Genomic DNA, 9,774 nt, shown 5'->3' on the forward strand with positions numbered 1-9,774 from the left:
CTCCCAGGTTACCTGTAAATACGTTGGCAATGGAATGCTGATAAATTGGGTTGTAAATCTGAAATCCTGTGGAAATAGTATCTACTGCAACAGTATCGGAAAGACTAAAATCGTCTACCAACAGCCAGTTTTTCACTTCGCTGGGGACTGTGGGGAGCTGGCTTCCTTCTTCCTGTTCCCCGTTTCCAGCCTGATTCTGGTTTGGGCTGTTTTGAAAGCCACCCTGCTGCATGGTGGGGAAGCCTCTGCCTCCTCCACCCTGGCTGTTACCGCCTGGCAAAAACTGGGCTACAGCTGAAGTTCCCAGAGTCAGCAGCATTATATTTATTATGAATAATTTCTTCATTACGTCGCAAAGATATTGAAAAATAGAATGTGGGAAAGCTTGTTCCGAAAACAAGTGTATATATTTGTACAGACAACCATTTGTTACGGTTAACTTTCTTTTTTATGCAAACTTTACTGTCGGTTCCCGAAAATATTGTTTCTTCCTTTAATGTATTAGAGGCCGCAAAAGGCCGTGATTTCTTTGTTGCAAGCGATCCTGCAGGCCGTAAAGTGGGCTCGGGAGGCGGAACTGCCTGGTTATTGGCAAAACATTTTGAATCGTCTGATACTTCCGATTTCTGTAACTATTTACAGTGCGAAAAAAAAATTCTTATCCATGCCGGTGGTCAAAGCCGGCGTTTGCCTGCCTATGCCCCGTTGGGTAAGGTGCTGACCCCTATTCCTGTTTTCCGGTGGAGCCGGGGTCAGCGGCTGGACCAGAAACTGTTGGATCTGCAACTGCCGCTTTTTGAACGACTGATGGAGATCTCATCCGACAATTGTAATACGCTGGTTGCAAGCGGCGATGTGCTCGTGCAATACAACAAACTTCCTGCCGAACTTCCCGATGCTGATGTAGTTTGTTTGGGAATATGGGTGGATCCTCATCTGGCATCAAGACACGGGGTGTTTTTTACACCCAAAAATAATCCTTCACGATTGGATTTTATGCTTCAGAAACCTTCGCACAGGGAGATAGAGAATCTGAGTGCTTCGCATTTGTTTATGATGGATGTGGGAGTGTGGCTGTTGAGCGATCGGGCTGTTGACCTGCTGATGAAGAAATGCGGTTGGGACGGAAAAGCCTTTAGTGGAGAAGTACCTTCTTTTTATGATCTGTACAGCTCTTTTGGAACTTGCCTGGGCGATAACGCATCTGACCGGAATCATGAGTTGAATAAGTTGTCGGTGGCTTTGGTTCCCCTGGAGAAAGGAGAATTTTATCACTATGGCACTAGTGAGGAATTGATTAGCTCTACCGAGAAAATTCAGAATACCGTTAAAGACCGGCGGGCAATCTGGCACAACCGGGTGAAACCACATCCTTCTTTATTTGTGCAGAATTCACTCACAACCGGCATTTCGTGGGGAGAAGAAAATCACCATATCTGGATAGAGAACAGCGTGGTTCAGGGCTCCTGGAAGCTGAATCATCATCATGTAATTACCGGAATTCCTGAAAATAACTGGAGGCTGGAACTTGCTTCCGGCCTGTGTCTGGATGTGGTGGCCATTGATGAGGACTCTTTTTGTCTGAGACCATATCATATTGATGACAAGTTTTCGGGTGCCACAGGAAACGATAAAACGCAGTGGTTTGGCCGAGAATTTAGTGAGTGGCTGAACGAGCGGGATATTTCATTTCCGGAGGCAGGGATATTGAAAGATGGTGACATTCAAGAGGCTAAGCTGTTCCCCTTGTTGAAGCAGGAAGAGCTGACTGTTGATTTGATTGAATGGATGATTGGGGAACGGGTTTCCGGCGAAGAAATGAAAAAACGGTGGCTGTCTGTTGAGCGTTTATCGGCCTCCGATATCAGCAGTCGTGCCAATGTTCAACGAATGGAAGTGCAACGACAGCAATTGAGAAGGCAGAATGTCAGGGCCCTTTGTCAAAACCATCAACACAGTGTTTTTTATCAGGCCGATTTGGTTCAGGTTGCCGATGATTTTGTACGGGGCGGTTTGCCTATCCCAAAAGAGTTGCCTGAAACTGAGCCTTCAATGGTCAGGTTTCGGAATTATATGCTTCGGTCAGAAATTAGCAGACGCACAGGAATGGATGGCGAAAATGATGAAACAAAAGCTTTTTCAGTGCTCAGAAATTCAATCATTAATTCGGTAGAGCACAGGGAGATTCCGAAATTAAATGTTTACCCCGATCAGATTGTTTGGGGACGCAGTCCTGCACGTTTAGACCTGGCCGGTGGATGGAGTGATACGCCACCTTACTGTTTGCAAACGGGTGGGCGGGTGCTGAATATGGCGGTTAATTTAAACGGACAGCCTCCACTTCAGGTTTTTGTGCGGTTGTCGGATGAAGCTCATATTGTTCTGCGTTCTATTGACAACGGAGTCTCGGAGGTTATTACCACTTATGATGATTTGGAGCTGCATAACACTGTGGGATCCGTTTTTTCCATTCCACGGGCGGCCCTTTGTCTGGCAGGTTTTCATCCCGCCTTTTCCGGTGTGAAATATAGCTCGTTAAAGCAGCAACTGCAGGATTTTGGAGGTGGTTTTGAGATTTCCCTTCTGGCTGCCATTCCCAAGGGATCGGGACTTGGAACCAGCTCCATTCTGGCAGCTACCATTCTCGGGGCTCTGGCCGATTTTTGCAGTCTTTCCTGGGACAAGCAGGCCATTGCACACCGCACATTAATTCTTGAGCAGATGCTCACCACCGGGGGCGGTTGGCAGGACCAGTACGGAGGTATCCTTCCAGGCATCAAACTGCTGGAAACTACCCCCGGAGTGCAGGAACAGATGGGAATACGATGGTTGCCTGATCTGCTGCTGACTCAAACACCCTACAGACAAAACTGGTTACTTTATTATACCGGAATTACCCGGGTTGCCAAAAATATCTTGGGAGAGATTGTTCGGGGAATGTTCCTGAACCAGGGGAGCCGGTTGAGAATTCTTGATGCCATTAAAGAACACGCTTTTGAGACTTATGAGGCGATTCAGCAATGCGATTATGAAAAAACTGCAAGAATGATAAAGCGCTCCTGGGAGTTAAATAAGGCTTTGGATCCCGGAACCACCACAGATGAGGTTTCCAGAGTTATTGGGCACATTGAAGATTTCAGTCTCGGCCATAAGCTCCTGGGAGCAGGGGGTGGCGGGTATCTGCTGATGTGTGCCAAAGATGAACTGGCAGCTGCCCGGATAAGGGAACAATTAATTCAAAATCCTCCCAACAACAGAGCGCGTTTTGTAGACATGGAACTTAATAACCAGGGGCTTGAAATATCCAGGTCCTGATTGGGTTTTTATTTATACTTTTGTGCTTCAAAGGAGATTTCTATGAATTCAAAGATAAAATCAGGGGTTATAGAGCTGGAGGAGATGGAATTTTATGCCTATCACGGCTGTTTTCGCGAAGAGAATGTGGTGGGCAACAGGTTTTTAGTCAATATTTCTATCCGCACAGATATGTCAATACCGATGCAAACCGATGATATCGGCGATGCACTAAACTATGTGAAGGTTTACGATTTGGTACGAACCGAAATGCAGCAGACTTCCAACTTGTTGGAGCATGTTACAGCCCGTGTAATCGATTCCCTGCACAGGCATTTTTCTGAAATTGAGTGGGTTCGGGTGAAGATTTCAAAAATGAACCCACCTATGGGCGGACAAATGAGAAATGTGAGTGTTACATTGGAAAGGTAATTTGCTTTTCTGATGTTATTTGAATTACTCCTGGAGCAACCAGGGGATTGAAACCTTTCGCAAAGCGGGTCACGGAATGGGGGACAATAATAATTCTCCGGACAGAAGCAAATTAAAATTTACAACAATTTGTTGCCCCAAACAGAAAAAATCCTTACTTTTGCCACCGCATTTTTGACCAACACTATGGTCGGTTGGCCGAGTGGCTAGGCAGCGGTCTGCAAAACCGCGTACGGCGGTTCGAATCCGCCACCGACCTCAACTCCTTACAGACCTCGCATTTTATGCGGGGTCTTCTTTGTTGTGGAACCTTTCCGGCTCCCACCAAGGAAACGGAAGAGAATGGTTAGTCTGAGTCAGCTACAGAACAAAAATATGTGAGTGTGAACTTTTAGATTTCTGGAATTAAAGTCCAATAAATTGTTAGTTTGCATAATGTATGCTACTCATCATAACCCGCCTTGCAGGATAAACATTCGTTGGAATAGTTGTCGTATTCATCAAATGCAGGGCCTGGTTTCCCGTTAATTGTAATGATGCGATCGAGTCTTGCAAATTCTCCGTTTTTCAGCGTTACAAATTCCCCTTCACTATTCTTGTTGAGGCCGTTGTATTTTCCTTTTACCTGCCCTAAAGTGTTGTCAGGAAGAAAAAAGAATACATTCTGTACATCGTTTTTATGAACGGTTGCTTCGAGAATTTCGTAAAAATCCGGATCTACCTGCAGATATTTGGAATATTTCATTGTCTCTTTTTTTAATGGTAAAATATAAGGGTTTTAACACGGGATGTAAAGTCTTTAGTCCTTAATTAATGAGTCTTTGGAGACATAACTTTAATAATAATAGACCGGAATTTGAGGGGCTCCTGTAATTTAGACTATTTGTATTGGGTAGGATGCTGAAGGTGTCAAATACCGATAGTAAATCATAATGACCCTGGATTGATTTGCTTTAGCATAAGTATGCATTTTTGTGATGAACTAGTTTGTGAAAGCAATGCCTGTGGTAAGTGGAGGGTTTTTGTTGATTAACGTGTTTTGATTTAAAAAAAAAGTTAACTGTTCGATTACGAACATCTTATATGCGAAAATGGACAAAAGAAGATCGTTGTTTTGGTCGTTAAGAGACTTTTTGTCAGGTGGTTGTATTTATTGGCACGCACTTTGATAATCCATGCGCAGAAACAAAAAACAATCACAAAAAACAGGTAGTTATGAAACAAATAAATTTAATCTCAGGTCTCATCTTCTTTGTAATCATTTTTACAGGAACTTCTGTAATGGCTGCGGGAGATGCTATTTCTGTACTAACAGGTAATTCACTTACTGCTTTGGGAGAATACCAGATTACCGAACTTGAGGCAGAAATCATTGACAACGAAACTGTCCGGAAATTTCAGATTGAATATGAAAATGGAAATGCTCCGGTTACAGTTCTTTTGAATGAGCGCAAACGATGCAACGACTTTATTGTGCGAAGTAGCGTGATGGAGATTCAGTATGTCTGTAAAAAATCCGGTTTTGGAGCTACTGATATTTCAAACAGTGCGTTCAGAGTGCTTCCTGAACAGACTAATAATATGTTTCTTTCGCAAGAGGCTTTGAGTCGTCAGGAGAAAATAGTCAACAGTCAGGTGTCTGTGGAAAAAGCACTGGGCCTTATTGCTTGTTATTTCCCCAATTTACTGAAGAATATTCAGAATATCGCGGCTCAATAAAAAATGTAATAGCTTTTCATAATTTAATATATCGAATGTGCCGGGGATGAGTAAATCGGGTTAATATCCTGATTTGTTCATCCTCTTTTTTTATCTTTGATTTTTTTTAACCGGAAAACTCATTCGAATGACTGTAGATGAATATTGGCAACAATATCTTGATCGCGATGTTTTTGAAAATTTTGAGCTGACCTGCGAATTTTTTTCAACAGAATTGCCGAAAGATGTCATGGAAAACTATGATGTAGGAGAAGTAATTTTAGAAACCGTAGGCCATTATATAGATGATAAAAGATTCCCACAGGTTTTCAAATTTATTGAGCTGTTGCGTGAACGTCAGCCGGAGCTGTATCAGGAGTATTTTCAGTATATGGATGACTTTCTGGTTGACTATAATTGTTTTCTTGGCGACAAAAATGAAGTAATTAGGGCATTTCAGAATTTTTTGAAACACCCGGTTCAGGAGTTTGATCAGTTTCTTCAGGCTTTTAAGACCCTCAGGTTTTATCAGTATTCCGAACTGGCTGAACTGGCAGTGGGACAATCCTTCCAAAAAGTCAGGGATTCCAGTCAGTTAGTCGGAGGTGCAGCACATTATCTGGCTATTTGTGGTTTCTATTTTACTTTGGAAAAGGAATATAGCCTCCGGAATGAGGAGGTTGATGTTGATGAAGTGTTATCGGTTTCATCCGGATACGACTTTAATTTTGATATTTCTTTACTGAATTCCATGGCAAAAGGCCTGTGTGCCAGGTCGCTTGATGTTGATTATTTGCAGGTGGAGTATGAAGGTGAGTATGAGAATGTTCTGTTTCAAATTGAAGGTAATTATCTTCAGTTCATGGCGCAAAAGAGATTTAGTTTCTTTCTAAGCGGATTTTTCTGGGATGAATTGTTGAAATACTGGTTTAGGGAGGATGCATCCGGGGAAACCCTAAATGAGCGTTTTGAAATTGATGGTTCGTCTTTTGAAGAGTTTATTGCAGGTTACCATAGCTGGTTTTTTGGAGATAATAAACATGAAATGGCTGCTGTTTTATGGGGGAGTGTTTATGTGTATGAGTTTCTTTTTCAAGCCGGATTAATTTCGAAAGAGGTTTTTGAGGGTTTTTGTTTGATTGCCAGACGGTTGAAGGGGAAGATAATCGGTTTGTTTGTATCAGGGTTATGGCGGTTTGACTTTATTCATACCTGGGATAAGCCTGAATGTATTTCAGAGGTGGAGTTTGAAGTAGAGCGAAACATTTTTAGAAAAAGTTTTTCTTTCCCGGTTGGTGATTTTGATTCGGTGAAAGATGAAATTATTGAAGAGTTGTCGCAATTAGGGGAGATGCGGTCATATATTATAGAAGGTGCTGAAAAGGGATTCAATGAGCAAAAAATTGTGACTGAGCCCCTTATTGAAGATGGTCGGTTTTTGCATGATTTTTTATCGTCCCCTGAGCCTGTGCGTGTGGAGAAAGTGCCCGGACGGAATGACCCCTGTTCATGTGGAAGTGGACAAAAGTATAAGAAGTGCTGCGGGAAATAAAGTCTTTGTAGTTATTTTGAAGTGGATGGGAAAATTTCGAAAATAATGGACTAATAGATGAAGTCCGTGGCATCTGTTTTATTACCGGCCAAAAAACCTTATTTTTGCCACCTAATGACAGGTTATATGTTAATGAATTAAAACCTGAAACATCGGAACCAGAAACCCGGACTCAGGACTGGTAATTCAAAACCCCAAAACGCAATAGAATTAATATTGATAATTATGAGCAATACTACCGAAGGCGGAGTGCCATCAGCCGGCAAAGGCAATTTTATTCATCAGGAAATAGATAAAGATCTGAGCGCAGGGAAGAACGGAGGAGCAGTATTGACGCGTTTTCCACCAGAGCCTAACGGCTATTTGCACATCGGTCATGCAAAGTCAATATGTCTCAACTTTGGATTGGCTGAAAATTATGGTGGCGGATGTAATCTTCGATTTGATGACACCAACCCTGCCAAAGAGGAGGTGGAGTATGTAGATTCTATCAAAAAAGATGTTCACTGGCTTGGTTTCGACTGGGTGGGAGAAGAGCATTATGCTTCGGATTATTTCGACCAGCTTTTTGAGTGGGCTGTAAAACTCATAAAAGTTGGCAAAGCCTACGTGGATGATCAGAGTGCTGATGAAATTGCTGCTCAGAAAGGAACGCCAACTCAGCCGGGTGTGGAGAGTCAGTTCCGTAACCGTAGTGTGGAGGAGAACATGGATCTCTTTATGCGCATGAAAAACGGGGAGTTTAAAGAAGGCGAACGGGTACTGCGTGCCAAAATTGATATGGCTTCTGCCAATATGCATATGCGCGATCCAATTATGTATCGGGTAATTCATAAAAGTCATCACCGCACTGGCGACAAGTGGTGTATCTATCCAATGTACGACTTTACTCACGGGCAAAGTGACTTTATTGAGGGCATTACCCACTCTATCTGTACACTGGAGTTTGAGGTTCACCGTCCCTTGTATAATTGGTTTCTGGATCAGATTTTGGATGGAGAACCTATCCCTGAACGTCGTCCCCGTCAGATTGAATTTGCGCGCCTCAACCTGAACTATACAGTGATGAGCAAGCGTCGTTTGCTGGAACTGGTGCAAAAAGGTATCGTAAACGGTTGGGACGATCCAAGGATGCCAACCATCTCGGGATTGCGCCGACGTGGCTATACTCCGGAATCCATTCGTGTTTTTGCTGAAAGAGTTGGGGTTGCCCGACGTGACAATATTATTGACGTGGCTCTTCTGGAGCATTGTGTTCGGGAGGATTTGAATAAAAAGGCCCCTCGTGTGAACGCTGTGATTGACCCGGTGAAACTGATTCTCACCAACTATCCCGAAGACCTTGTGGAGTGGATGGAAGCCATCAACAACCCGGAGGACGAAAGTCAGGGAAGTCGGAAAATTCCATTTACCCGTGAACTGTTCATTGAACGTAATGATTTCATGGAGGAACCACCGAAGAAATTTTTTCGTTTGGGCCCCGGTCGTGAGGTTCGTTTGAAAAATGGTTACATTATTCAATGTGAGGATTTTAAGAAGAATGAAAACGGGGAGGTTGAAGAAATCTATTGCACATACGATCCCGAAACCCGCAGTGGTAACGATACCAGCGGCAAAAAAGTAAAAGGAACCCTGCATTGGGTCAGTGCATCTCACAGTGTGCCTGCAGAGGTGCGTCAGTACGACCGCCTCTTTATGGACGAAGATCCTGCGGGACATAAAGACAAGGATTTTAAAGAGTTTATCAACCCTGAATCGCTGACCGTGCTGAAAAATTGTCGCGTTGAGCCCTCATTGCAGGAGGCCAAAGAACTCGATTCTTTTCAATTTCAGAGACTAGGTTATTTTTCTGTAGATCCCGATTCAACGCCCGACAAGCTCGTATTTAACCGAACTGTTCCACTTCGTGAGACTTGGACGAAATTGAATAAATAATTTTATGAAGGTACTGGCTATTAACGGAAGTCCCCGCAGGGGAGGAAATACGGAACTGCTGATTCGGGAAGTCTTTAAAACGCTTGAGGCAGAGGGCTTGGAAACCGAATTAATAAATATTGGAGGCAAAGATGTCAACGGTTGTACTGCCTGTGGAAAATGTCGTAAGGAAAAGGATGGACGTTGCCACATCAACAATCCTGTTCTCAATGAATGTATGGCGAAGATGGAAGAGGCTGACGGTATTATTCTCGGTTCTCCGGTCTATTTTGCAGATATAACGCCTGAGTTAAAGGCTTTGATTGATGTATCCGGTTATGCCCTGCGGGGAGCAGGCAATCCGCTCAGACGCAAAGTAGGTGCCGGCGTTGCAGTCGCCCGTCGCGCCGGAGCAATGACAGCTTTCGACAGCATCAACCGTTTTTTTCTGATTACCGAGATGATTATTCCCGGTTCGTCGTACTGGAATGTGGGCTATGGGAAAGAGAAAGGTGATGTACTGAACGATGAGGAAGGTCTCCAAACCATGCGCACCCTGGGTGAGAATATGGCCTGGTTGCTGAAAAAGGTGAATTAGAAGGCAGTAGCCACGGTTGCCTGGATATTGTCGAACCCTTCAATATTCATGAAATAAGTTTTTTGATTATTTTTTGTCCCGAAATAGGTTTTTGTTGGTTTTGGGATAACCCAGTCCAAAATAATTATTGTAACAGAGCTGTCGTGCTTGTTGGGTGCCGACCTTGGCAGGTAAGCCTAAAAACAAGGTTGTTTCATCGAAGAATCGTCTTTGTTTGAATCTCACGCGCGCAGCAAGTGAGATGAGTTTAGACGATTTCGATGGAAGAACCGTAGTTTTTAGAGTG

General features: G+C 43.4%; 8 protein-coding genes, 1 tRNA gene and 1 pseudogene. 7 read left to right on the forward strand and 3 right to left on the reverse strand.

The annotated features are described in order from the left end of the window. Window positions 1-346: pseudogene (locus QZZ43_RS06770) on the reverse strand (hypothetical protein); the annotation flags it as partial. Window positions 347-450: 104 nt separating this feature from the next. Here QZZ43_RS06770 and QZZ43_RS06775 point away from each other — a divergent pair. The 3 genes from QZZ43_RS06775 to QZZ43_RS06785 all read left to right on the forward strand — a co-directional run bounded on the left by QZZ43_RS06775 (window position 451) and on the right by QZZ43_RS06785 (window position 3,985). After that, complete coding sequence (locus QZZ43_RS06775; protein WP_291857317.1) at window positions 451-3,315, forward strand: bifunctional fucokinase/fucose-1-phosphate guanylyltransferase; 2,865 nt, start codon at window positions 451-453, stop codon at window positions 3,313-3,315. Window positions 3,316-3,357: 42 nt separating this feature from the next. Beyond that, a complete protein-coding gene (folB, locus tag QZZ43_RS06780) occupies window positions 3,358-3,726 on the forward strand; it encodes a dihydroneopterin aldolase (protein WP_291857319.1) in 369 nt (122 codons plus the stop codon). Window positions 3,727-3,914: 188 nt separating this feature from the next. Continuing rightward, window positions 3,915-3,985 (forward strand) — tRNA-Cys (locus tag QZZ43_RS06785). 183 nt (window positions 3,986-4,168) lie between these two features. Here the strand turns inward: QZZ43_RS06785 and QZZ43_RS06790 are convergent. Continuing rightward, window positions 4,169-4,471 (reverse strand): hypothetical protein, encoded by a 303-nt coding sequence (locus QZZ43_RS06790; protein WP_291857320.1) that lies wholly within the window; start codon window positions 4,469-4,471, stop codon window positions 4,169-4,171. A gap of 470 nt (window positions 4,472-4,941) precedes the next feature. On the opposite strand from QZZ43_RS06790, the gene QZZ43_RS06795 reads away from it, so the two are divergent. The 4 genes from QZZ43_RS06795 (at window position 4,942) to QZZ43_RS06810 (ending at window position 9,488) form a co-directional block, all read left to right on the forward strand. Further along, complete coding sequence (locus tag QZZ43_RS06795; RefSeq protein ID WP_291857321.1) at window positions 4,942-5,445, forward strand: hypothetical protein; 504 nt, start codon at window positions 4,942-4,944, stop codon at window positions 5,443-5,445. Between the two features lie 127 nt (window positions 5,446-5,572). Beyond that, window positions 5,573-6,976 (forward strand): SEC-C metal-binding domain-containing protein, encoded by a 1,404-nt coding sequence (locus tag QZZ43_RS06800; RefSeq protein ID WP_291857323.1) that lies wholly within the window; start codon window positions 5,573-5,575, stop codon window positions 6,974-6,976. Window positions 6,977-7,201: 225 nt separating this feature from the next. Then, the gene (locus QZZ43_RS06805) at window positions 7,202-8,911 is read left to right on the forward strand and encodes a glutamine--tRNA ligase/YqeY domain fusion protein (protein WP_291857325.1); all 1,710 of its coding nucleotides are present in this window, start codon (window positions 7,202-7,204) and stop codon (window positions 8,909-8,911) included. Between the two features lie 4 nt (window positions 8,912-8,915). Beyond that, window positions 8,916-9,488: a flavodoxin family protein gene (locus QZZ43_RS06810; protein WP_291857327.1), complete on the forward strand. Its 573-nt coding sequence runs from the start codon at window positions 8,916-8,918 to the stop codon at window positions 9,486-9,488. Window positions 9,489-9,554: 66 nt separating this feature from the next. Here QZZ43_RS06810 and QZZ43_RS06815 read toward each other — a convergent pair. Next, a partial coding sequence (locus tag QZZ43_RS06815; protein WP_291857328.1) for a hypothetical protein occupies window positions 9,555-9,774 on the reverse strand: 220 nt, incomplete at its 5' end.

This window comes from Marinilabilia sp. (assembly GCF_016278715.1).
Lineage (GTDB): Bacteria > Bacteroidota > Bacteroidia > Bacteroidales > Marinilabiliaceae > Marinilabilia.

What these genes read in the sequence shown, in the direction of transcription:
- QZZ43_RS06775 (WP_291857317.1), top strand. Translation starts at nt 451, where the DNA reads ATGCAAACTTTACTGTCGGTTCCCGAAAATATTGTTTCTTCCTTTAAT.
- folB (WP_291857319.1), top strand. Translation starts at nt 3,358, where the DNA reads ATGAATTCAAAGATAAAATCAGGGGTTATAGAGCTGGAGGAGATGGAA.
- QZZ43_RS06790 (WP_291857320.1), bottom strand. Translation starts at nt 4,471, where the DNA reads ATGAAATATTCCAAATATCTGCAGGTAGATCCGGATTTTTACGAAATT.
- QZZ43_RS06795 (WP_291857321.1), top strand. Translation starts at nt 4,942, where the DNA reads ATGAAACAAATAAATTTAATCTCAGGTCTCATCTTCTTTGTAATCATT.
- QZZ43_RS06800 (WP_291857323.1), top strand. Translation starts at nt 5,573, where the DNA reads ATGACTGTAGATGAATATTGGCAACAATATCTTGATCGCGATGTTTTT.
- QZZ43_RS06805 (WP_291857325.1), top strand. Translation starts at nt 7,202, where the DNA reads ATGAGCAATACTACCGAAGGCGGAGTGCCATCAGCCGGCAAAGGCAAT.
- QZZ43_RS06810 (WP_291857327.1), top strand. Translation starts at nt 8,916, where the DNA reads ATGAAGGTACTGGCTATTAACGGAAGTCCCCGCAGGGGAGGAAATACG.